Source organism: Fulvivirga lutea (genome assembly GCF_017068455.1).
In the GTDB taxonomy this organism is placed as follows: Bacteria; Bacteroidota; Bacteroidia; order Cytophagales; family Cyclobacteriaceae; genus Fulvivirga; species Fulvivirga lutea.
In genome coordinates, this window is sequence record NZ_CP070608.1 from 100,371 (window position 1) to 124,215 (window position 23,845).

General features: G+C 38.2%; 24 protein-coding genes and 1 riboswitch. Of the genes, 11 read left to right on the forward strand and 13 right to left on the reverse strand.

Annotated elements, in window-relative coordinates; genetic code table 11:
• Positions 1-13: 13 nt before the first annotated feature.
• Both JR347_RS00495 and JR347_RS00500 read right to left on the reverse strand, forming a co-directional pair.
• Positions 14-907, reverse strand: a complete 894-nt coding sequence (locus tag JR347_RS00495) for a hypothetical protein (RefSeq protein WP_205722110.1) — start codon at positions 905-907, stop codon at positions 14-16.
• A gap of 184 nt (positions 908-1,091) precedes the next feature.
• Positions 1,092-2,411 carry a CHASE2 domain-containing protein gene (locus tag JR347_RS00500; RefSeq protein ID WP_205722111.1) on the reverse strand — a complete coding sequence of 440 codons (1,320 nt, stop codon included), beginning with the start codon at positions 2,409-2,411 and terminating at the stop codon, positions 1,092-1,094.
• A gap of 102 nt (positions 2,412-2,513) precedes the next feature.
• Here JR347_RS00500 and meaB point away from each other — a divergent pair, with 102 nt between their 5' ends.
• The gene (gene meaB, locus JR347_RS00505; protein WP_205723797.1) at positions 2,514-3,506 is read left to right on the forward strand and encodes a methylmalonyl Co-A mutase-associated GTPase MeaB; all 993 of its coding nucleotides are present in this window, start codon (positions 2,514-2,516) and stop codon (positions 3,504-3,506) included.
• Here meaB and JR347_RS00510 read toward each other — a convergent pair.
• The 7 genes from JR347_RS00510 to JR347_RS00540 all read right to left on the reverse strand — a co-directional run bounded on the left by JR347_RS00510 (position 3,479) and on the right by JR347_RS00540 (position 9,160).
• Positions 3,479-4,192 (reverse strand): Dph6-related ATP pyrophosphatase, encoded by a 714-nt coding sequence (locus tag JR347_RS00510; protein WP_205722112.1) that lies wholly within the window; start codon positions 4,190-4,192, stop codon positions 3,479-3,481. The genes meaB and JR347_RS00510 overlap by 28 nt on opposite strands.
• Positions 4,185-4,937, reverse strand: coding sequence for a LytR/AlgR family response regulator transcription factor (locus tag JR347_RS00515; RefSeq protein WP_205722113.1), 753 nt, complete (start codon positions 4,935-4,937; stop codon positions 4,185-4,187). Before JR347_RS00515 ends, JR347_RS00510 begins: the two co-directional genes overlap by 8 nt.
• Positions 4,934-5,962, reverse strand: coding sequence for a sensor histidine kinase (locus tag JR347_RS00520; protein WP_205722114.1), 1,029 nt, complete (start codon positions 5,960-5,962; stop codon positions 4,934-4,936). The genes JR347_RS00515 and JR347_RS00520 overlap by 4 nt, the downstream gene beginning before the upstream one ends.
• 3 nt (positions 5,963-5,965) lie before the next feature.
• Positions 5,966-6,370 (reverse strand): hypothetical protein, encoded by a 405-nt coding sequence (locus JR347_RS00525; RefSeq protein WP_205722115.1) that lies wholly within the window; start codon positions 6,368-6,370, stop codon positions 5,966-5,968.
• Between the two features lie 117 nt (positions 6,371-6,487).
• Positions 6,488-6,667 (reverse strand): DUF5522 domain-containing protein, encoded by a 180-nt coding sequence (locus JR347_RS00530; protein ID WP_205722116.1) that lies wholly within the window; start codon positions 6,665-6,667, stop codon positions 6,488-6,490.
• Complete coding sequence (locus tag JR347_RS00535; protein WP_205722117.1) at positions 6,636-7,019, reverse strand: acyl-CoA thioesterase; 384 nt, start codon at positions 7,017-7,019, stop codon at positions 6,636-6,638. The genes JR347_RS00530 and JR347_RS00535 overlap by 32 nt, the downstream gene beginning before the upstream one ends.
• 5 nt (positions 7,020-7,024) lie before the next feature.
• The gene (locus JR347_RS00540) at positions 7,025-9,160 is read right to left on the reverse strand and encodes a TonB-dependent receptor plug domain-containing protein (protein ID WP_205722118.1); all 2,136 of its coding nucleotides are present in this window, start codon (positions 9,158-9,160) and stop codon (positions 7,025-7,027) included.
• A 101-nt stretch (positions 9,161-9,261) separates the two neighbouring features.
• Positions 9,262-9,501: riboswitch (cobalamin riboswitch) on the reverse strand.
• A gap of 65 nt (positions 9,502-9,566) precedes the next feature.
• Between JR347_RS00540 and JR347_RS00545 the strand changes: the two genes are divergently transcribed.
• From JR347_RS00545 to JR347_RS00555, 3 genes are all read left to right on the forward strand, one after another.
• A complete protein-coding gene (locus tag JR347_RS00545) occupies positions 9,567-10,703 on the forward strand; it encodes an ABC transporter substrate-binding protein (RefSeq protein ID WP_205722119.1) in 1,137 nt (378 codons plus the stop codon).
• Positions 10,704-10,785: 82 nt separating this feature from the next.
• Positions 10,786-11,823: an iron ABC transporter permease gene (locus JR347_RS00550; protein ID WP_205722120.1), complete on the forward strand. Its 1,038-nt coding sequence runs from the start codon at positions 10,786-10,788 to the stop codon at positions 11,821-11,823.
• Positions 11,820-12,806, forward strand: coding sequence for an ABC transporter ATP-binding protein (locus JR347_RS00555; RefSeq protein ID WP_205722121.1), 987 nt, complete (start codon positions 11,820-11,822; stop codon positions 12,804-12,806). Before JR347_RS00550 ends, JR347_RS00555 begins: the two co-directional genes overlap by 4 nt.
• A gap of 15 nt (positions 12,807-12,821) precedes the next feature.
• Here JR347_RS00555 and JR347_RS00560 read toward each other — a convergent pair whose 3' ends face one another.
• Positions 12,822-13,544 carry a DUF547 domain-containing protein gene (locus JR347_RS00560; protein WP_205722122.1) on the reverse strand — a complete coding sequence of 241 codons (723 nt, stop codon included), beginning with the start codon at positions 13,542-13,544 and terminating at the stop codon, positions 12,822-12,824.
• Between the two features lie 228 nt (positions 13,545-13,772).
• On the opposite strand from JR347_RS00560, the gene JR347_RS00565 reads away from it, so the two are divergent.
• The 3 genes from JR347_RS00565 to JR347_RS00575 are packed head-to-tail and all read left to right on the forward strand — an operon-like array spanning position 13,773 to position 17,738.
• Positions 13,773-15,107, forward strand: a complete 1,335-nt coding sequence (locus tag JR347_RS00565) for an NAD(P)/FAD-dependent oxidoreductase (protein WP_205722123.1) — start codon at positions 13,773-13,775, stop codon at positions 15,105-15,107.
• Positions 15,108-16,883 (forward strand): 4Fe-4S binding protein, encoded by a 1,776-nt coding sequence (locus JR347_RS00570; RefSeq protein WP_205722124.1) that lies wholly within the window; start codon positions 15,108-15,110, stop codon positions 16,881-16,883.
• Positions 16,884-16,937: 54 nt separating this feature from the next.
• On the forward strand, positions 16,938-17,738 hold the full coding sequence (locus JR347_RS00575; protein ID WP_205722125.1) for a hypothetical protein: 801 nt from the start codon (positions 16,938-16,940) through the stop codon (positions 17,736-17,738).
• A gap of 1 nt (position 17,739) precedes the next feature.
• Here the strand turns inward: JR347_RS00575 and JR347_RS00580 are convergent, their stop codons facing one another.
• Positions 17,740-18,996, reverse strand: a complete 1,257-nt coding sequence (locus JR347_RS00580; protein ID WP_205722126.1) for a hypothetical protein — start codon at positions 18,994-18,996, stop codon at positions 17,740-17,742.
• Between the two features lie 89 nt (positions 18,997-19,085).
• Between JR347_RS00580 and JR347_RS00585 the strand changes: the two genes are divergently transcribed.
• From JR347_RS00585 to JR347_RS00600, 4 genes are all read left to right on the forward strand, one after another.
• Entirely contained in the window at positions 19,086-20,003 is a 918-nt protein-coding gene (locus JR347_RS00585; protein WP_205722127.1) for an alpha/beta fold hydrolase, read from the forward strand.
• Between the two features lie 137 nt (positions 20,004-20,140).
• Complete coding sequence (locus JR347_RS00590; protein WP_205722128.1) at positions 20,141-20,914, forward strand: bacteriorhodopsin-like; 774 nt, start codon at positions 20,141-20,143, stop codon at positions 20,912-20,914.
• A gap of 66 nt (positions 20,915-20,980) precedes the next feature.
• Positions 20,981-21,880: a Brp/Blh family beta-carotene 15,15'-dioxygenase gene (locus JR347_RS00595; RefSeq protein WP_205722129.1), complete on the forward strand. Its 900-nt coding sequence runs from the start codon at positions 20,981-20,983 to the stop codon at positions 21,878-21,880.
• A 12-nt stretch (positions 21,881-21,892) separates the two neighbouring features.
• Positions 21,893-22,408 carry a GbsR/MarR family transcriptional regulator gene (locus JR347_RS00600; RefSeq protein WP_205722130.1) on the forward strand — a complete coding sequence of 172 codons (516 nt, stop codon included), beginning with the start codon at positions 21,893-21,895 and terminating at the stop codon, positions 22,406-22,408.
• On the opposite strand, the gene JR347_RS00605 is transcribed toward JR347_RS00600, so the two are convergent.
• Both JR347_RS00605 and JR347_RS00610 read right to left on the reverse strand, forming a co-directional pair.
• Complete coding sequence (locus JR347_RS00605; protein ID WP_205722131.1) at positions 22,405-23,307, reverse strand: histone deacetylase family protein; 903 nt, start codon at positions 23,305-23,307, stop codon at positions 22,405-22,407. The genes JR347_RS00600 and JR347_RS00605 overlap by 4 nt on opposite strands.
• Positions 23,307-23,786: a DUF2452 domain-containing protein gene (locus tag JR347_RS00610; RefSeq protein ID WP_235689720.1), complete on the reverse strand. Its 480-nt coding sequence runs from the start codon at positions 23,784-23,786 to the stop codon at positions 23,307-23,309. Before JR347_RS00610 ends, JR347_RS00605 begins: the two co-directional genes overlap by 1 nt.
• Positions 23,787-23,845: the final 59 nt, after the last annotated feature.

A 23,845-nucleotide genomic window follows, 5' to 3' on the forward strand; every position in this document is an offset into this window, starting at 1 on the left:
TTGATTTTAGCTCTTACTCTCCTCCTAATCTATTTCTCAATAGGAAGTCAATGTAAGCTTCTCTGTAACTATTTACTTCAGGCGCTAGTTTCATAGCTTCTTCGTAGCTCGTCATAGCATCTACCAGAAGATTATTTTCTTCATAAAAGCCTGCTAAAATGTACTTGTTCAACGCAGACTCCTGATTAACATCACTCATTAATGAGTTAAGAGAAGCTTTTACTTTCTCCGCATCAGCAGAAGGCAATTTCTTCATTGCATAAGTTCCAGACTTAACAGACTCATCAGCTTTGTTAGCCACAGAAAGAAGAATTACATTCTCTTTCGCAATTTTATCATTAGTCAGATCTATTTCAACGTTAGGATCATTTGTTTCTATTGATAGTAATACATCATCAAACATATTTTTCAGAGTTACCATATAAGTGCTTGCATTCTCAAGAGAATCCCATCTTACAATGGCTTTATCGTTGAAAACACCTACCGAGCTAGGCATAAATACTTTAATTGCATCATTGCTACCTCTGTGAACAGCTCCTGTAGCACTTAATCTGTTCTTCTTGCCTTCAGCAGACATTTTTGAAAGAACGAAATCAGCATATTTACTGGCAACGCTTGATCCACCAGTATTTATTCTTGAAGCCAAATCAGAAACCTTGTGTACGCCAGCCTCTTTTAGCTCTAATGTTTTTCCGCTTGAGTGTACCAATCCTAAATAAGCATCGCTAGATACTTCCAATTCATCGGTAGAATTTAAAGAAGCACCCGTTTTTAACGACTCCCAATCAGCACCCGACTTCACTTTGTTATTTCCTTTGTTAGCCAACACTTTAAACGTATAGCTCTGTGCCGATGCTACAGTTCCTGCAACAAAAAGAGCCAATACAACTGCTAAAATCCTTTTCATAACTTAATTATTTAACTTTTTTAATAATCAATAATATTTTTTAATCAACTTATACATGTATACCGCAGAAAAGTTAATGGTAAGCGGGGTTGATAAATTTTTGTTAAAATTATTGAAAAAACTTACATGCACATCTTACTGAAGGTTAAAATTACTTTAAATCTAGGTAAAATAAAATCTTTCGCTATTCACTCACTACAGGCGCCTTTCTTTTTCTTTTAGATACCCTATCCATTAGCTTCATCACAGCGTTTCTTACAACACCGTAATACACCTCTAGCAAATCACCTGCCAACGCTACTGCGAATAACCCTATCGATATTTCAAGTTTAAAACTTACCGTAGCAAAAAGTTGAATAATAATAAATAGAATGAGCATTACTTCTATCACCTGAATTAGTTTGGTGGCACCATCATACCACACTCCCATATTTCTGTAGATGAATGAGAAAAGTAGTACGTTCAGGTAACACAAAATTACCCCTAGCACGATCTCCTGAGTTTCAGTTAAGGAATCTACATAATCTCTATTTAAAATCATGGACGTGATATTGGCGTGAATCACAGGACCAAACATATCGGGATTGGCTCGACCGGCTATTTTAGTATTTAGAGGAGTGAAAAACTTATCCTCCCATTGTGCTGCTCCAAATTCTTCACCTAAGTATCCAAACAGAACGATTTTTCCTTCAATTATTTCAGGCACAAAATCTTCTTGCAACACCTGATACCAATCCAGCGCATAGAAGCGAGTTGAAAAACGGCTTTGGTCAAAGAAGTTAACGAAATCGCCCCGGTAGTTGATAATTTCAAAATCTTTATCTCTTTCTAACAAAGGTTTTGTACTTGATGGGTCATATAATTCAGCCATTTTTGCTGCGAATGCAAGGTACTCTTCACCTGTTCCTAACACCTCTCTTTTAGGTGGAAACTTCCTGCAAATCTTAATATCATCTTGAAACTCAGCATCCGTATCCAGATTGGCAATTGCCGCATGCGCATTTTTAATGAACATGGAGTCAGATAAATATAAATAGTCATACATTTCCTCACCAGCATACTTTTCTGCCAATGAATCTGTTTGTTCCACCTTCGCTACCATCACCAATTCCGCTTGAATATTGTTAAGTACCTCAGTGAGATATAAAGTTTTTAACGTGTCTTCAGCCGTACCGCCATAACCATAGCCTTTAAAAAAACTATCTATGCCTATTACTTTGGGCTTGTACTTATCAATAATTTTGAGCTGATCGGCAATTCCCTGGCGGTCTAACGGGCCAAAATTTACCAATACAATTGAAGTATCAGGAGGCAGTGGTTCTCTCAACTGGGAGAAGGCGATATCCGTCATCTCCATATCTTCCAAAGCCTGACCGATGGAATCAAAGGCATCAAATATTTTAAATGCAGAAATGTTCGAAATGACATACATAAACAGGTAAATAAATACCGTTGCAAAGAGACTGTCTACCCAAATACTTCCTTTGATTTTTTGCTTCGCCATAATGCCTTAATTAAATGCAGCGTTCAAGATAGTGATTATTATAAAAAATTACGAATAGCTGACTTAATTGTGTTAGTTGTTTTATTTTCGAGCATGGCTAAAATGCGTAAGCGTCTATCAAAAGAGGAACTTATTAATGGTGTTTTAGGTGGAGATACCATAACACTAAGTCGTGCTATTACGCTTATTGAAAGTGCTTTACTTTCTGATCGTGAATTGAGTGAGGAAGTCTTGAATGCAATACTGCCAAAAACGGGTAAATCTATTCGAATTGGTATTACCGGTGTACCGGGTGTTGGAAAAAGTACTTTTATTGAGTCATTTGGTTCTTATTTATGCGAGCAGGGCCATAAAGTGGCTGTTTTAGCCATTGACCCTAGTAGCCAAAAAACAAGTGGCAGCATTTTAGGTGATAAAACACGTATGGAGAAACTAGCGCATCATCCAAATGCCTTTATACGTCCTTCGCCCACTGGCACCTCTTTGGGTGGCGTTGCCAATAAAACCAGAGAGACCATGTTGCTGTGTGAAGCTGCAGGTTTTGATGTGATTTTGATTGAAACTGTAGGCGTTGGGCAATCTGAAACAGCCGTAAAAGGTATGGTAGATTTCTTTTTACTACTGATGCTCGCAGGTGCCGGAGATGAACTTCAGGGCATTAAAAAAGGTATTATGGAAATGGCGGATGGTATTGCCATTACCAAAGCTGATGGTGAAAATGTAAAGCAAAGTAAGCAAGCCAAAAACGAGTATCAGAATGCTCTGCATCTATTCCCTCCTTCAGAATCGGGTTGGTATCCTAAAGTACTCATCTGCTCGGCTGTAGATAAAATGGGCCTTGATTCGATTTGGGAAATGATTGAAGAATATAAGGCCAAATTAAAAACCAATGGCTATTTCGATCAACAGCGAAAAGTTCAGAATGTAGATTGGATGAACGAAGCCATTAGACAAGGGCTCCTGATTAATTTCTATAATAGTCCCAAGGTTGTAGATCAGCTGGAATTATTGAAGCAAAAAGTGGCTGATGGTAAGATTACACCCCAATCTGCTGCCAGAAAGTTACTTCAAGATAACTCGAATTCAGCAAAGTAGAATTTATCATTAATCACCTCTTCTTCTCCTTTTTTATTTTTCACCTTAAAAGTGAAATCGTGCTCATATTTATCAGTTACTTTTAATGGTATCTGATTTTTAAATATGGGTCCATCTACCACAAAACTGTGATATTCACCATTTTCACCACAAGGATCAATATTCGAATGTTCCATTATGAAGGCCGAATCTAGTGCTTTACCTACCCATTGGGCATCAATAAATTTGGCATCTACCGCACAGAGTTTTGTTTTAAAACCCTCACTTAGGAATTCATAAATGAGCTTTTCTGAATCTTTTTTCCAAAGAGGATATAGACCCCTCATTCCACTTTTCCGCATTAATGATTCGCGAAAATCTTTGAGATCCTCTAGGAAAATATCTCCAAACATGACGTAATCAATGCCCTCAGCTTTTAAGCTTTGGTAATACTCCACCATCAACTTATCATAAGCCATGGGTTTCTTTTTTAAATAAAGTTTGGTGAGAGGTAGACCTAACTCTTCAGCCTGAGCAGCTATGAATTCTTCTTTGATATTGTGAATACCCACACGTCCTGAGTCTTCTTCAATGACTGTATGCAACCCAACGATCTCATATTTATCAGATTGTTGGATTTTATGAAGCGCCAGAGCAGAATCCTTCCCTCCTGACCAGCTGATATGGATTTTGGGCTTCTTACCCATCCAACCAATTCTTAAAGTCCTTCACCTTTTCTCTACTCACCAGCACCTCATCATATTCAAATTTCGGCTGGCAGTCCAACAGCAACCGACCATTAAAATAGGTATGGATTTCTTTGATATTATCAGCTCTTATAATCATTCCTCTATTGCATCTGAAAAAGTCAGTAGGATCTAGCACCTGTTCCAGTTCATCCATGGTACAATCTGTAACAAAATTTTCACCTGTAGTTTTTCGGGCATAATTAAGCCCATCATTACTATAGAAATAGGCAATATCCTTTGCCAGCACCTGCTGGTATTTAGAGCCTACTTTAAACAAAAATCGGCCTTTGTATTTCTTCTCTAACTGATTTCTGGCTTTATCAACAGCCATGCCGTAAGACTGTGGTTGTATTTTATCAATTTTTAGAATGGCCTTGGCCAGCTCCTTAGGTTTTATGGGCTTTAATAGATAATCCACACTGTTATATTGAAAGGCATCTAAGGTATATTGATCATAGGCAGTAGTGAAAATGATGTAAGGATAGCCTTCCACAAATTCAAGTACATCGAAACCGGTTCCATCACCTAAATGAATATCAAGAAATATAACATCGGGCAGTTCATTCTGCCCAAACCATTGCATGGCAGCCTTTACGGATGAAATATGTGCAACAACATTTATTGAAGTGAGATCAGAAATAAGGCCGCTTAAACGCTCAGCGGTGTGTTTTTCATCTTCTACTATTACAGCTGTTTTATTCAAGTCAAATTGATAGGTAGTTTCACAACAAAGTTACCATCATCTTCGCGAATTTCGAGCTCTTTTTTTAGTGTGAGTTGAATACGGTTAGAGAGATTTTTCAGTCCAATTTTTGTGGTTGCCAAAGGGTTGGATTTGGGCTTTCGGGGGTTCTTAATCGTGATGTAGCTGTCATCTTCATTGCTGATTTCAATATCCAATGGTTCATCAGCAGAAAAAGCATTGTGTTTCACTGCATTTTCAACCAGGGTTTGAAGTGACAAAGAAGGAATTTTCACCCTATCAAGCGGCAGCGTCATATTATTAATAATTCTGATGCCATCCTGGTGCCTAATTTTTAATAGGAAGATATAATCATTTAAAAAATCGAGCTCTTTTTGTAGCGATACTAGGTTGTCAGTATCATGCTCCAACACATAGCGATATAAATCAGAAAGCTTATCGATAAACTCTACTGCTAATTTAGGATGAGTCTCCACCAATGAAGCCAATGTGCTAAAGCTATTGAACAAGAAATGCGGATTTACCTGATTCTTAAGGCCTTCGTACTTTGCCGCCAATAGCTCTTTTTGAATCACCTCTTTTTCACGAGCGTTTTTAACAGTTTCTTTAGTAGTAAGCTTGGTAAGTTGGTAGTAGATAATCAAAAGGCCCATGACATAGCCAGTTGCTGCGTCACTTAAAAAATGCGGGTTTTCAGTACAGCATTCATCGGGGATCCAATAAATGACATGAAAATTGAAGATGTATGAAAAAAGAAAAACGCAAGGAATACACACCATTGCGCTTTTAAAAAAGATAACCGAAGGCCTGAATTCAAGTTGCTTGGTATTTACGCGCTTATAGAAATGGTTTACTGCGTAATCCAATATTTCCCATAACAGCATTACTACTGCTACGGTATAAATCATATAATTGGTTGAAGCCTGATGCCAGTGTAATGCCTCTTCTAAATTAGCTGCTTTCGTAAGCTTAAAGAAAAAGAATACGAAAACAGCTGTTAAGAACCTGAAGAGGTATTTGGGCATATTTTAGTTGGTTGATGCTACCGAATTGCCATCGGTTACTTCAAAGCTCATGCTCAAACCTTTGGCTTTGTGAATTCCTTTGCCCTTTGCAGCTACTAAGTAATAGTATTTACCAGCTTCCACATTGGCTGTATTCACACTTACTGTATAAAGATCGGAATTCTCTGCTGATTGTTCAACACTGAATTCAATTGCTTTAGGCCCTACAACTCTTGGAGCTTCGAACTTAGCACGCTTGGCTCTTACCGATCTTACCATTAAAATTTCAAAATCATAAGATGATCCTTTCTCAAGTACTACTTGTGGATTATCAACTACAAGGTTAACTCCCTCTTTAGGAGCTTCATAATTTTGTGCACTTACAGCGAAAGCTGCGCTTATTAAAACTAGAGTGAATAATTTTTTCATGACATGCGGGTTTAAAGTGTAATCAAAGGAACGTCATAAAACAGAATGAAATAAGCTGATTTCAATCAACTGATGGTTTTTTGAAATGAAGTGTAGATAATTAAATATGAATTGTAGCTACTTTTTGTAGCCATAAGGGCAATGCCTGCATCCGCTTTTACAGCAATACCCTCTTTGCAAATGATACTCCTCTGTAAAAACATATAAGCCATTTTCAATATAATACAATGGCTTTCCTGTAGGCTTCTTTTTCTTACTCACTTTACTATAAGACAGAAACTGGCTTTTTGTTTTCATCTATGGCAACAAAAGTAAATTCTCCTTGTATAGCTCTCTTTCTTTCATCAGTATACATCTGCTCAATAAAGATATCAACCTGCACTTTTAAACTGGTATTGCCCACATGTATGACAGCGCCCATAAGCTCTACCAATGTACCTGCAGGTATTGGATGCGCAAAGTCTACTTTATCAGATGATACCGTAACCACCCGCTTTCTTGTAAAGCGAGTGGCAGTAATAAAAGCAACCTCATCCATCAATTGCAAAGCAGTTCCTCCGAATAAGGTATCGTAATGATTCGTAGTATTGGGGAAAACCGCTTTGAATACAGAGGTCTTGGATTTTTCTATTCTTTCTTCAATATCCATTGAAACTAAAAATTATAGCTCAATTTAATATAAAAGCTTCTACCACGAGAATTAAAACCATTAATCTCAAAATAATCTTCATCCAACAAATTTTCGATACGCCCTGTAAGAGTCATGTTTTCTTTTAATTGGTAAGTGCCAGATAGATCAAACAACAGATAATCATCCACCTCCGAGGTGCCCAAAGCACCAAATGGCCCTAATGATGGATCGTAAACTACATCTGGCCTACTGTTTATGAAATTTGCTGTTAATTGCGTGGAGAATTTGTTTTTTGGATTGTATTCAACTGCTCCAAAAATTTGTCTGGTAGGCCTTCTTACTAATTCCGAGTCTTGGTCTTCTGAAGATAAAAAAACACCGTTTGAATATAGTTGAACATGATTATTACCGGTATAACCTACATCCAAATCTTCATCGCTACTCACCATTTCTGTTTCCAACCACGTACCGCCCGCTCGTAATTTTAGGGTATTAGCTATATTGTACTCGGCCTCCAACTCCAATCCTAAAATGTTCTGCTCAGCAATATTGATATACGTATCTCCTAAATAATCTCCAAACGATAAATTAGAGATTGGTGTGTTAGCATTCCATAGGTAAACATATTCAATCGCATTTTTTACCGTGGTTCTAAATGCCGAAGCAGTAAGAAACCCTTTCGTTGTCAATTTATGTTTTACTCCTACTTCATACGTTCTGGAAGTTTCAGGATTTAGATTTTCATTGCCTCTGGTTGTAAAATTAAATACCCCGTTTGGAGAATAAAGCTGAGTTAGCGATGGTTGATTGAAGCCTTGTGAATAGGATAGATAAATCAAAGAATTATTCAGTTGATAAGAAGGGCTAAAATCAAAACTCCAGTTATCAGAACCATTTGATAAATCTGTGTACCTCACGCTTGAGGTAATATATAGGTTATTCAAAAATTCAACTGACTCGCCAATATGATAATTGATGCTGGCAAAGGCGTATTTAGATTCTAATGACATGTCTACCGAATCGTAATCCGTAGTTTGCTCAAAAACACCAAATGGCCCATTACTATAAAAATAGGTTAGTAAATCCATTTCTTCCTTGTACATCCCAGCGCCAAGAATTGCTGAAAATGATCCAATACCCTGATATGTTAGCTGAACTTCATTAGTGTTTAGGAGTCCATCCGTTTCGCTGCTTACAAAAGTTTGGTCGTAAACATTGGGTGCCACCAATGAAGAATCATCTAGTGATAAACGTGTTGATTCGCTGTACCCACCGTTGAAGGATGCACTTAATTTCTCATTCAATTGATAATTGATACCGTATTGATATAAATCCCGATCAAAGTCCAATTTATAATTATCATCATCGGCAAACGCTCCATCATCAATATCAGCTCTCTGATCTGCTTTTTTGTAGCCAATGGATATATCAACTACATTATTTTTATAGCCTGCTTTTATAGAGTAATCTGTCTTTCTAAAGTCATCTTCATCCGGCTTTTTAAAAGTATCAGCAGTTGAAGTATCCTGAGCAGCATTGATCCCATTTATGTTTGAATTAAATACAGATCCATTCACATAAAAACCCTTTTTGCCGTAATTCACATAGAGGTTTTGATTTGTTGCTACTCCTCCTCCACCAAGCGATCCCACTTGTAGTGACGCATTGCCGGCCAATCCTTCTTGCGCCTTTTTTGTAATGATATTGATAACCCCACCAATGCCTCCTGTGCCGTATAATGCCCCGTGAGACCCCTTTATGATCTCAATTCGTTCTATATTGGCTACAGAAATTTCTGAAAAATCAATTGCTCCATTGGGTGATGATGGGTCTGTAATCTTAACACCGTCAATTAATACGTTTACATGGTTGCTGTTGCTACCGCGCATAAATAAAGACTGGTTGCTACCAGGATTTTGACCAGAACCAACCACATAAATTGAGGTTTCATTTGAAAGTAGTTCGCCTACCGTATTATAAGCACTTTTCTCAATTTCTGAACTGGTAATAACTCTGGCACTTCTGCTTGTAGTAAATACTTCTTTGGCCATTCTGTTTCCTGAAATAATGACCTCATTGAGCACAGTATCTTGTTTTATCTCCTGTGCAAAAAGATAAGCTGGAGCTGCGGCCAGCACAATAAATAGTAGTTTTCTCATAGCTTTATTTAGTTTAACTATGAGCTTTTTGGTAAAGAAATTGAATAATATGGATTGCCAGGCAAACACATTTTACTCATCACTTTTCTCCCGAAAGCTCTGATAAAAAAATGACTATGGCAGGTCTCCTGGCTTACTCTACTTGCTGTACCTTCCCATCCTCACGTTTACGGCAAGAACAGTGGTTTTTGATTGTCAGCAAGCTCTGAAAAGAGTTTACAGTTGCGGGGACAGCTCCGGACTCAAGTCCTCCAAAGTTTTAATGAAGGAGGACACCGGATTCCCTTTTAATCCTGATAGGTTGTAAAGCCCATCAGCAACCAATAATCAACACAAAGGTAGAAAAGATTTTATAAGCTCCTTCCAATTTGTTTAATATTGTTTATTCGTTTTTGAACAATTACACATGAACAAATTAGTTTTATTAATACTATTAATTCTAACAGCTTCCTGCTCACAAACAGAGCAAAAAAAGGAGACAAAAGAGATTTATGCTTCTAAAAGCCTGGAACTTAGCTATGCAACAGGATTTGATGTAGAATACTACGAAGGATATAAAAAAGTGATTGTTCAAAAACCTTTTATGAATGCCGATAACGGACTAGAGTATATTTTATCTGATGATCCTGAATCGCTTCCGCAAGAATTGCAATCACTTAAAATTATCAAAACACCAATCCAATCCATTGTTTGTACCTCCACCACCCACATTCCTTTTTTAGATTACCTGGGTGAAACAAATTCATTAGTGGGTTTTCCTACTACCGATTACATCAGCTCAGAGAAAATGCGTGAAAGAATTGAAAATGGTCAAGTAACAGAATTGGGGGTTGATAAAGAAATGAATATTGAACGTTTGGTAGAACTCAATCCCGATATGGTAATGGGCTATTCGATCAATGGTGATTTAGGTCAATTTGACAAGATAAGTCAACTAGGAATCTCTACAGTAATGAATGCCGAGTACCTTGAAGAACATCCTTTAGGAAGATCTGAATGGATAAAGTTTGTAGCTGCTTTTTACAACAAAGAGGATAGGGCCGACTCCGTTTTCAAGGTTATAGAAGAAAATTATCGTAATTATCAAAAGATAGTTGCTCGGCAAAACCAAAGGCCCACCGTATTATCAGGAATAGTGTATGGCGACACATGGTATTTACCCGGAGGTGATAATTATGCTGCTAAATTAATTGAAGATGCAGGTGGTGATTATCTGTGGTCTTCCGATTCTACCAGAGGATTTTTAGAGTTAAGTTTTGAATCCGTTTACGAAAAGGCGAATGAAGCCACCTTTTGGATTGGCGTTGCAAGTTTTGAAACACTTGAGTCAATTAAAAAAGCCGATGTTCGTTACGCTAATTTTTCAGCTTTTAAAACTGGAGAAGTTTATACAAACAATTGGCGCAAAGGTGCTAAAGGTGGTAGTGAGTTTTTGGAATTGGGTTATTTAAGACCTGATTTGATTCTGGCAGATTTGATAAAGATTTTTCACCCGGAAGTATTACCTGAGCATGAATTGTATTTTCATAAAAGGTTGGAGTGATTTTTAATAACCACAGAGAACGTAGAGAACCGTAGAGGATTTTCTCTGTGTAACTCTGTTTGCTCTGTGGTTAAAACTATAGATGAAGCAAAATTATACATACAAATTAATCGTTTGGCTACCCGCTACAATTCTTGTATTGCTATTAATCAACATATCCTTAGGTAGTATTTCCATTCCTTTCTCTGATATTATCTCTTTGCTAACAGGAGGGGAATCCACCAAAGAAAGCTGGTCAAATATTCTATTCAATTTTCGCTTGCCAAAGGCACTTGCCGCCATTATTGTAGGTATCGGGCTTTCTGTTTCAGGACTGCAAATGCAGACTTTATTTAGAAACCCTCTAGCGGGTCCATTTGTACTTGGTTTAAGCTCAGGCGCCAGTTTAGGTGTTGCCTTGCTACTACTTACCGGAGTGAGCGTGAGTACCTTAGGGTTGTTTGATTTAACCGGTTGGGTGGTTGTTATAGCAGCAAGTTTAGGCTCTGGCCTGGTACTACTATTAGTGATGGCAGTCTCGCTCAGAGTTAGAGATAGTATGACATTATTAATCATCGGGCTCATGTTTGGCAGTCTCACAGGTGCTGTGGTGAGTATTCTTCAGTACTTCTCAACGGGTGAAGAAGTGCAGGTGTATTTGTTTTGGACGTTTGGCAGCCTGGGCGGATTGAGCTGGAGTGAGGTGAGCATACTCTCTGTGATCGTAGCAATTGGCATCATCATATCAATACTTCTGGTAAAGCCTTTAAATGCCTTGCTTCTTAGTGAAAATTATGCCAAAAGCATGGGACTAAATGTTAAAAAAGCGCGAATCCTAATTATTTTAGGAACGAGTTTACTGGCCGGCAGCATCACCGCCTTTTGTGGACCCATCGCGTTTATTGGGCTTGCAGTGCCTCACCTTACCAGACTATTATTCAGTACTGCAGATCATAAAATATTATTACCCGCAGTAGCAATGACAGGTGCCATAATCATGCTCATCTGCGACATGGTGAGCCAGGTTCCGGGCAGTGACATGATTTTACCAATCAATGCAATTACCTCATTGTTAGGTGCACCTGTGGTAATATGGATTATTTTACGAAGAGGCTCAATGCGTAATTCTTTTGCCAATTGATAGCGAATAAAACCATATTATCACTCGAAAATCTGGAGGTTGGCTATAAGGTTAATAAAAAAGAACTTTCAATCTTATCTAATATTAACCTTCAGCTGCATCAAGGTGAGTTGGTTTGCTTTATGGGACCAAACGGAGTTGGAAAATCTACCTTAATAAGAACCATCTGTGGTGCACAAAAAGCTCTTAGCGGATCAGTAATTATTGACTCTGAAAATCTAAACAATCTTACAGCAAACGACTTGGCCCAAACAATTAGCGTAGTTCTCACTGACAAAGTAAGTAGTGGTAACATGAGCGTTAAGGATCTCGTTAGCCTGGGCCGTTACCCTTATGTTGGCTGGAATATTAAATTTTCTTCGAAAGATGTTGAACAAATAGACAGGGCCATTGAATTAACGAAGATCGAATCTTTAGTAAGCAAAAAGTTATATGAATTGAGTGATGGTCAGTTGCAAAAAGTGATGATTGCGAGAGCAGTTTGTCAGGATACTCCTATCATGATTTTGGATGAACCAACTGCACATTTGGACCTCAATAATCGTGTGGAAGTAATTAATATGCTAAGTGATTTGGCAAAGTCAACGAACAAGGCAATACTCATGGCTACCCATGAATTGGATTTGGCTTTACAATCGGCAGATCGTATTTGGCTGGCTGGTGCAAACACTCCAATTATTGACGGATTCCCTGAAGACTTAGTTTTGAACGGTAAAATAGATAGTGTTTTTGAATTAAAAGGTTTCGACCTAAAAACCGGAAGGCTAGAAAAAAATCTCGGTACTGGCAAAGTACAACTAGCAGGTGAAGGTCATACTTATTTATGGACAAAAAATGCGCTTGAAAGACACGGGTACGATGTGGTTGAAAAAGCTGAAATTCAAATCGAAATAAAAGAAGATGTTGAACTTCGCTGGCATGTAAAAAACAAGGGTGAACACATAGTGAACACCCTTGAGAACCTGATAAAAATTATCAGTTGACCCAAACAAGCCGGGTTAACTTTCTTCATTTAAGCTCCAGTTGTACTCATAATGAGAAACCGAATAGCTTGATGGAATGGGAGTAGCTCGGTACTTGTTAATGAAATCTACTACTGAATTAGCTCCGTTCATGGTAAAATCTTTCTGATACCATTCAAAGATTTTGGAAATAGCTACCTTCTTGTTGGAAGCATCTACTTTTAACCAATTTTTATCGTTAATGGCTTTTTTTGTTCTCTCTGTTAATTTGGAATCTAGGTTATCCGGTGTAAACGCAAAGCTTGCCAGCGGTGGACAACTCTTTGCCGCACATGCTAATACGAAATGAAATCTGGGGTCTTTGTAGGTTAATAAGAGTTTCTTAATCTCAAGAAAATTGAGTGTAATAGACTCCCCTGCTACATTATGCTTTACTTTATCAAAAAAACCACTCTGGTCTAATGGCGATTTAAGTGGATAGTACTTCGCTACCTGATAGATGACAATCAAATTATAGGCATTAATGTAAAATGCCTGCTTTTCTTTATCAGAAGCATTGGCAAGATCCATTGCACCAATCTCATTATATAAACTCTGAATCTCCGAAAAATTTGATTTAACTGATTTATAGGCTACCAAGCCATTATGCACATATTTATTAAAAAATGCATTCGATTCTGTGTAGAATGTTGGCAAGCCTGCACCATAAGATGTTATGGACATCAAAAGCACTAAAGATAAAAATGATAACTTTTTCATAGTTCTAATTATTTGGTGGTGGCATTTACGCCAATGTCCGCCAAGATGTTTGTCTGTCATCGGACATTTAGAGATTTCATTCAAATTCCCGGCCAAAGCTGTCAGCGACATGACTATTAATTGCTATCTTATGAATGAGATTGTCAAGTAAAGGACAATGAAGTCTTATTTGCTTAACCAAACTAAGCATTAAGCGTACTACACAACCATGCTCATAAAACTTAGCATATGAAACATGTCGTAATCATAGGCAATGGCATTGCCGGTATTACTGCCGCAAGGCACATCAGAAAACAAAGTGACTATGAAATAACCGTCATATCCGCTGAATCTGAATACTTCTGGTCTCGCACTGCCCTTATGTACATATATATGGGGCATATGCAGTTGAAGCATACTCAGCCTTATGAAAACTGGTTTTGGGAGAAGAATAAAATCAATCTAGTTAAAGAATATGTTCAGGCGATTGATCACGTAAATAAGACATTGACCTATTCTTCTGGCGGTTCTATAAATTATGATGTATTGATTTTAGCCACAGGAGCACAACCCAATAAATTTGGTTGGCCAGGCCAAGATTTAGAAGGTGTTAGTGGAATGGTGAGTCAGCAAGACCTTGAATATATTGAAAAATATACACAGGGTATTGATAGAGGTGTGATTGTAGGTGGCGGGTTAATAGGTGTGGAATTGGCAGAAATGCTTCATTCAAGAGATATTAAAGTGTCGTTTTTGGTTCGTGAAGAGCAGTTTTGGGACAATGTACTGCCGAAACAGGAAGCGACATTGATAAGCAATCATATTCGCGAACACCATATTGATCTGCGGTTGCAAACTGAGCTAAAGGAAATTATTCCAGACGAGAATGGTCGAGTGAAATCAGTTATTACAGGTGATGGTAAAGAAATACCATGTCAATTTGTTGGACTTACGGCTGGTGTACATCCTAATATCAATCTAGCCAAAGCATCTGGTATAGAGTGTAATCGTGGAGTTTTAGTGAACGAGTTTATGGAAACCTCCATACCTGATATTTACGCCATTGGCGATTGTGCCGAACGTAGAACCCCAGTACCAGGCAGGGCGCCTGTGGAGCAAGTTTGGTATACAGGAAGAATGATGGGAGAAACAGTAGCCAAAACCATTACTGGAACTAAAACAGAATACCTACCTGGTCATTGGTTTAATTCAGCCAAGTTTTTTGATATAGAATATCAGACTTACGGTAGAGTTTGGAACCAACTGCGCGATAATGAAGCTGAATTTTACTGGCAACACAATTCTGAAAATGTAGCCATGCATTTTATCTATGATAAGCATAACCATAAGTTTTTGGGTGTAAACACTTTCGGGATAAGGCTTAGGCACGAAATCTTCGACCGATGGCTAACTGAAGAGGCCACCATCCAAACCGTACTAGAAAATTTGCGATCGGCCAATTTCGATCCGGAATTCTTCAAAAGGTATGAACAAAGTATTATCAATGCTTACAACAATGAGCACCCTGATCAGCAATTAACATTAAAAGGAAAGAAAAGTATCATCGAAAAAATATTCGGATAAATGAAGGCAGTTAAAACATTTGGGTTGGTTTTGTTTTTGGTAGGTTTTGGCATTTTTAATGCCACATTCTTTACGGCCAATTATCAATTAACCAATCAGATTATCACCAACCAAATTGGAGATCAGGAAAAGGTCTCGCTTTTCAAATCAAACAGTGAAGTGTTAGATAAGACAATCTCTTCCAACTTCACTTTTGTCAGTGAACTTGAGAAGACATTTGAAAAAATTAATGAAGTTCAATTAGATAAGTTTTCGATATCGGATGGAGAAATTGATAAAATCATCAATGCTAACAACGAGTCCTTTAGTCTGGAAAGTTTGGCTGTTTTAGGTGATGGCGAATTAGCTGATTACAAAAGAAAAACATTTAACGATTATGGCAATTGGTTAGACGGAAGAACCTTCAATTCCAAAGAAGAAATGAAGACTCAGGTGAGTCAGGTGGTTGAGAATATTAAAAAGTACCAAATCGTAAACGAAAAAGGGTTTGACCAATACAAAATCAAGGATCTTAAATATTCTTTGACCAAGGCTAGTGCCATTGGGCCAGTAGCTAATAATCCAACATTATTTCTTGTACTAACCTATGTTTTGTGCATTATTGGTGCCTTCCTCTACATCGTACCCAAAATCAATGATGGCCCTCCAGGAATAAAAAACAATGGCATTTTCCATAGTGCTATGAAGAATACTGGATGGCTTGGTATACTCACAGGAGCCTTTCTCATTGCATTTTATATTGTACTCTACTTCTATCCGGAATACATGACCAACTGGATCATCATGGTAGACCCAATCAGTCAGTTTTTGAAAGGTTCTGATGCCGGTAGGTTCTTTTTATATGGGTTCATTTACACGCTCTGCATATTGGTAATGGGCGCTAGAATGATCATCAAATATCGCCATTCGAAGTATCAGATTGTTCGCACAATTTCGGTAATGTTTTTCCAAACGGCCTTTGCTTTTTTAATACCTGAAATCCTACTTAGACTAAACCAACCTTATTTCGATTTCAAAAATATTTGGCCGTTAGACTATGACTTTTTCTTTGATAATGAGCTAGACACTCTTTTAGCCAGTGGTAGCTTAGGTATATTTATGCTAGGCTGGGGAATTGCCTTAATCATTATAGGAGTGCCTGTATTTGTTTATTTCTTTGGTAAAAGATGGTATTGCTCATGGGTATGCGGTTGCGGAGGCTTGGCCGAAACTTTAGGCGACCCATACAGACAACTATCAGATAAATCTTTAAAGGCCTGGAAAGTAGAGCGTTGGATGATACATTCTGTGCTGGTATTTGCCGTAGTTATGACTGGGGGCGTGTTATATACCTACTGGACAGGTAATAGCCAGGTTTTTGGATTTAGCACGTATGATGTTCGCTCAGTATATGGCGCCTGGATTGGTGCTGGCTTTGCAGGCGTAGTTGGTACCGGTTTCTATCCTTTAATGGGTAACAGAGTTTGGTGCCGATTCGGCTGTCCATTAGCCGCTTATTTAGGTATCATTCAACGGTTTAAATCAAGGTTTAGAATTACCACGAATGGCGGGCAATGCATCAGTTGCGGGAATTGCAGCACCTATTGCGAAATGGGAATTGATGTACGTTGGTATGCTCAAAGAGGTCAGAATATCATTCGTTCTTCGTGTGTGGGTTGTGGAGTTTGTTCATCGGTATGTCCACGCGGAGTTTTGAATCTTGAAAATAAAGATCCTAAAGGCAGATTTAATGAGCCCATTCTTATTGGTAATAACGGAGTTCAGATTAAGAAATAGTTACTATTGATAACACTATGGAATTAATTGAGGAATTAATATTAATTTCATACTATGATCAAGCCACTATTTACCACATTTCTGGTGCTCCTATCATTGTCAGTGATAGCACAGGATGTCCTCCACAAGAAGGACAGAACAACTATTGAATGTAAGGTTGTTGAGATTGGGCTTGACGAAATTAAGTATAAAGACCATGAGTTAGAGGATAGTCCAATCATTGTAATATCCATAGACCTGCTTCATAAAGTTGTGTTAGCATCGGGTAGGGAAATTATTTTTACTGACTTATTGAATGATCCTGGTGCTTATGCCGATGACAAAAAGCGAGCTATAAAATTTCATTTTCTAAGTCCCTTATTTGAGCATATTGGCCTCAGTTATGAAAAAAGTATTGTACCGGGTCAAAGTTTTGAGACAGAGCTTGGGCTAATAGGACTTGGCTTTAATACATCTGAGGGTGTTAGGGGTGCTGGCGCTTATGTTTCAGGTGGAATTAAATTTTTAAAAACACCAGACTATTATTCCAAAAGATTCAAATATGCTCATATACTTAAAGGAGCGTATGTAAAGCCGCAATTGATTTTTTCCATGTACACTCTGGAAAGGGATACTCGAAATACAAAAAACCTGGCGGCTGGTGCTATTATGATTAACATTGGTAATCAACAAATCTATAATAACAGCTTTTTAATAGATTATTCTGTAGGTTTTGGCTACGGTATTTCAAATCAGGGATCATTCGACAATGCTGATTATGACTATAGAGTAAATCATTACGGGTTTTTATTAGGAGATAGAGAAGTTCCCTGGGCCATTTCAGCAAGGTTAAAGATTGGTCTTCTGGTGAAATAATTCAGAATCGATAACTAGTTCCCAAAAATAACCCCATAAGCGTTGATTTATTTTTTGTAATGCCGATACCGCTATCCAATGGTGTTTCTGCATTCTCTTGAGAATAGAAAAAACCGATGGATGAAGTAATATGTTCACTTTGTAGTTTGGTAGCGATGGTGGCAGACCAAAAGTGCCTGTCAATTTCATCCACCTCGGCCCAGGCATTGGCAAATCCGGAAAGTAGTGTGATCTTTTCACTCAAAACCAGTTGTGTTCCAAAGCTATGTCGAACACTATTTTTCGTATCAATTTTAAGGTCATCAAAAGGCAAATCAACTAGCCGGTAAGAATTATTGAGACTATAACTGATGTCACTTGTTATTAGAAGTTTATTATTCATTAGGTTTTTAACAGCACCGAATCGAACTGAAAATGGCTGATTATACTCAGCATCAACTTCCACTTGATTTTCCCTGCTACCGGTAGACGGCCCATTAAGATTAGAGAATTTATAGCTGAATACTTCTGCATTGGATGATAATTGTATGGAGGGCAAATCAACTTTTAAACCAATACTGCCGTTGGCATATCTTTTTTGTAAACCCATAATAAGGGCCAAGTTATGAACATTGACATCCTGTCTTTCGGTAGACTGATCAAGCAGTGCCGGATTTTCAGCAACAGTTATTGCCACATCATTTACATTGAGCAAAGAGTAGGATTGCCAATAAACTGATGTTCCCAAAGACCAGTCATTTCCAATTTCTCTAGCGGCAGACAAGCCTGCATAAAATAGTCTCTCTTTATAATTCTGTAAGATCCTTAAGTTGACATTAAGGGTTTCAAACGGTACTGTCCACTGTTTAGGGCCTTCGTAATTGGCTTCATATGGAACCAGAGCTGAAAATGCCAGTTTCCATTTACTCACTTGCTTAACTACCGCAATGCTTGTTGGAATAGTTAGAAATCCATCGGCCTTATAGTTTAATTCCTGATCAGCAATGACCAAAACTGGCTCTGCTTTGTTTTCAAATTTCATGTAGGCAGAGCCATTCAATGAAAAAGAAGAGCCTTTAAGCATAACTAACGCTGCAGGATTATAGAAAACTGCACCGGGCGATTCTACCCCACCTGTTCCAGTATTGGCTAGTAAGGCTTCCACATCACCCATTGGGAGTGCATTTATATTGTAGGAGACCTGTCCGTTAGTTGCTATCGGGATGGTTAGCGACAGACAAAATAATATTCGCCTAAATCTTTTTTGGAATTGAGACATAGGATAAAAATACGTAATTAACCAAAGTAACACCACTTCGATACTTTTCAGTTAGGATCGACATAAGAAATATTTTAAATTCCAAACTCATGAAACGACTCATTCAAATATTCATTGGTTTGATTGCTGGATTATTGCTGCTCTTTGTTTTTCTAAGAACACAGGATATCCCGTTGAATGAACTAAAGCAAAAATATACAGATGATGCCTCTCAATTTGTAGAAATAGATGGTATAGAAGTACACTATAAACAAGAGGGCACCGGACTTGATTTATTACTCATTCATGGCACAGCCTCCTCTCTTCATACCTGGGACGGTTGGGTGAAAGAATTAAAAAATGATTTTCGAATTACCCGACTGGACTTACCTGCCTTTGGCTTGACAGGCCCACATCCTTCAGGGGATTATTCTATCTCGTTTTACACCAATTTCCTTGATGAATTTGTAAAGACAGTTGGGTTAGATACGTTTTCCATTGCTGGTAATTCGCTGGGAGGTGGAATAGCGTGGAGTTATGCCTTGAATAATCAGAATAAAATACAAAAGTTGATACTGATTGATGCTTCTGGATATCCAAAGGAAGGCATGCCGTCAGTTTTCAAAATTGCTCAAAACCCACTAGGTGCAAGTCTGTTAAAACAAGTAACACCACGTTCTTTCGTGGCTAAAAATGTTCGTGAAGTTTATTTCTATGATTCACTCATTACCGAAAGCTTAATCGACCGATACTATGAACTAACACTAAGACCCGGTAACAGACAGGCTTTCATAGACAGGGCTAGAACAAAGCTTGGGTATAACTATGAACTAATTGAAACTCTTGATATACCAACCTTAATTCAATGGGGCCGGCATGATGAATGGATTCCACTAGCAGATGGAGAAAAATTTTTATCAGAGATACCTAACAGCACACTAAAAGTGTATGATGCCGGGCATGTGCCAATGGAAGAATTGCCACAAAAAACGGCAGACGACTGCCGTACTTTTATCCGCAATGAATAAAATTTTAAAAGTTTAAACTGCCTTATTTGCCTCTAATCGATGATTCTAAATATTTTGTTTAATCTTTTTTAATAACTTTCAAACATTTCTGAAACTTCAATGTTCATAGTGCAGAAACAATAAACGCTAAACGCATTATGAAAGAACTATTCTTAGCTGACATGATGACCATCCCGAAGGATGACCCTGTCGCATTTACATTCTTTACCGGCTACATGGCCATGTTTGCAGCCTCTGTATTCTTCTTTTTCGAAAGACAGAGCGTTTCAGACAAGTGGAAGACCTCACTACTTGTATCAGGTCTCATTACTATGATCGCAGCAGTACATTACTACTACATGCGAGATTATTATGCTGCTACTGGTCAGAACCCAACAGCATTACGTTACATCGATTGGACACTTACCGTACCATTGATGTGTGTTGAATTTTATTTATTAACCAAAGCTGCCGGAGCAAAAGTATCCTTATTATGGAAATTGATCGCTGCATCCGTTTTGATGTTAGTAGCAGGTTACATTGGCGAAGCATTTGTTCCATTAAATGCCGATGGAACTGCAGCCGCAGGTGCCACTAACCACAGTGTGATGTGGGGTGTTATTTCAACTATTGGATACATCTACATATTATACACTGCTTGGTTTGGTGAAGTTAAGGCCTTAGGAGATTCTTCAGGCAACCCGCAAGTAATTAAGGGCATCAAAATCCTGGCTTGGTTTGTATTGGTAGGTTGGGCAATCTATCCAATCGGTTACATGTGTATGCCTGGAGGCTGGTTGAACACCGGTTTAGGCTGGACATCTTCGAATGTAGATTTATTCTACAACATTGCAGATGCCATCAACAAGATAGGTTTCGGACTAGTTATTTATTCAGTAGCTAAGTCAGATTCAGCTACAGCAAAAGCATAAGTTCAAGTTTGTTTATAATAAGGTCTATACCCGTAAAGGTATAGGCCTTATACTCTTCAGAAGCCCATGGTTAAGTTAGATAAGCACTTACTTTATATTACGATATTATTGCTTGCTGCTTTTAGCTTAATTGAACTGCCTACAGGCACAGATACCCTCTTATTTCTTGTTACTATCGTTATCGTTGGAATACCCCACGGAGCCCTCGACCATGTGATTGAATTTAATGATACTAGGCCGGATAAATTACAACTAGTCAAATTTTACAGCATTTATATAGGTCTGATCGGAGCTGTATTTGCGTGTTGGTATTTTTTTCCGCAGGTCTCTTTTCTCTCCTTTATTGCTATTTCGGCCTATCATTTTGGGCAGTCCCAGCTGTTTTACTTGAATCTAAAAGGGCGTTTCGTGCATCTGTATTATTTAAGCTGGGGCATGCTGCTTCTTTCAATGATCATATATACTAATATCGCTGAATGCATGGCAATCTTTGACTCATTGGAATGGTTGGAAGTTTCTCAATTGAATAGTACACTCTGGCTCTCTCTTCTTATTAAAAGCGGCACATTGTGGATAACACTTACCTGCCTTTATCTTGCCAAAGGTCAGATTTCTATGAAAGAATTTGGCAGAGAACTTCTGCTCCTGGCTATTTTATTAGGTTCGTCACTCGTAACAAATGCCGTTATTACGTTCACCATTTACTTTGGAATTTGGCATTCCTTCCGTTCCTTACTTTTAACATTTCAGTCCATTAGAAAAAATGTTGGCAACTCCATTTCTAAGTTTATCAAGGCTGCCATGCCGTTCAGTGTAGCAGGAATTTTATTTTTAGGATTAGGATACTATCTCTCCTTTCATTTCGATTTAGGGATTTCTATCTACATGATTTTTATTATCATTATTTCCACACTGACGGTGCCACACTTATTTGTAATGAATAAGTTATATAATCCATTACATTGATATCTTTGGTTCATGCAATTTGATGAGGCCAAAGAAGAATTTATCAAAAACTGGGGTGCCTTAGGTACTTCGTGGGGCATTAATAAAACTGTCGCCCAAATTTTTGCCCTTCTCATGATCAGCCCCCGTGAATTATCTGTTGAAGAAATTATGGAAGAGCTGCAAATCTCACGAGGCAATGTAAGCATGAATCTTCGCACGTTGATTGACTGGGGATTAGTTTATAAAACAACACACAAAGGAGAACGGAAGGAATATTTTTACTGTGAACGGGATATCTGGGCTGTAACACGTAAGGTGGCAGAAGTGAGAAAAAACCGTGAAATTCAACCAGTAGTTAAAGTGTTGGAACAGGTCTCACAACTTGAGGGAAAAGAAACTGAAGAAACCAAAGAGTTCAAGCGTGTAATGAATGAGTTACTGGAAGTGGTAAGAACAACTGATCAAACCTTAACCTACTTCATCAATAGCGATAGAACTTGGGTCTCAAAAACAATCCTCGAATTTCTTAAAAATAAGAAAGGCTAAAAATAAATCTCCTGAGCCACTCGGTATGTGTTGGCGTGAGCTTCTATAATGTCTTTGATTTTCTCTGAGTAGCCGCCACCCATACTGGCTACAATCGGAATTTCATTTTTATAGGCCGCTTCAAACACCAATTGATCACGCTTTTTACAACCAGCAATAGACATTCCCAGTCTACCTAACTTATCAGTGGCCAGCACATCCACTCCTGATTGGAAGAAGATAAAATCAGGCTTCACAATATCCAACAAATGTTTCAAATGGAAATCTAGAATTTTCAAATACTCTGCATCGTCAGTTTTATCGGGTAGTCCGATATCTAAATCCGATTGCTCTTTGTGCATGGGGTAGTTCTTAGCTCCATGCATGCTGAAAGTAAAAACCCTCGGCTCATTTCGAAATATCTGTGCTGTTCCATTGCCCTGATGCACATCAAGATCGACCACCAGAATTTTTTGAGCCTTATTTTCATTAAGCAAATAGTTGGCGGCAATGGCTATGTCATTCAAAAAACAAAAGCCCTCTGCCCTATTCGTATAAGCGTGATGCGTGCCACCTGCAACATTCATAGCCACACCATATTGCAACGCAAACTCTGCACACTCTATGGTACCGGCATTGATGGTGATTTCCCTCTCCACAATCAAATCGGATAAAGGAAAGCCGCTTCTGCGTTCTTCTTTTCTGGTCAATTGCAGATTTTTTAATCGCTGCCAATAATCAGCATCGTGGGTTGCAAGTATCTCTGCCTCGGTAAGTTTTCTTGGTTCAAAAAGATTGGCCTGACTGATGGTACCTTCATAAAGCAATTGCTCTGGTAACAGATCATACTTCTCCATTGGGAAGCGGTGCCCTTCCGGCAGCGGATGATTATAAATCTTTGACCAGGCTATTTTAAGCATTAATCACCCTCTTCTTCAACCATCCAGGTATGGTCTGACAGCAACTTGACAGTAGCTATAAACCTATTAAAAGGCATACTGGCACCCCACTCTTTAGGAGAAATCAAGGATAGCAATTGATTTCCATCTTTCTTTTCATACAAATGATATATGTGACCAACGAGTGGCTTAAACTTCATCTCGGCCTGATAGATTTGCTCAGATATTTCTATTCTGCTATGTACCTCCTCGGCTTGTTTTACAAGCAATTTCATTTGCTCATAAATTTTATCCAGATGCATCTGACTTTGCTCATGCATCGCAGCGAGGGCTTGCCCTTTTATCTTTCCTTTGTCTTCCGGTTTAATTAATGCACTACCTGCATGATGTGCATAGGGCAATGTAGACGGTGTGGTTGTAATCTTATCTCTAAGTCGTTCCAACTCTTCGTCAGACATAACTACTACACTTCCTATTTTCTTTTCTTCTTTATCTGCCATCTGTTTATCAACAAATTTTCACCAGCTATGTTACCTGTAATACAAAGGTATGCTGGAAT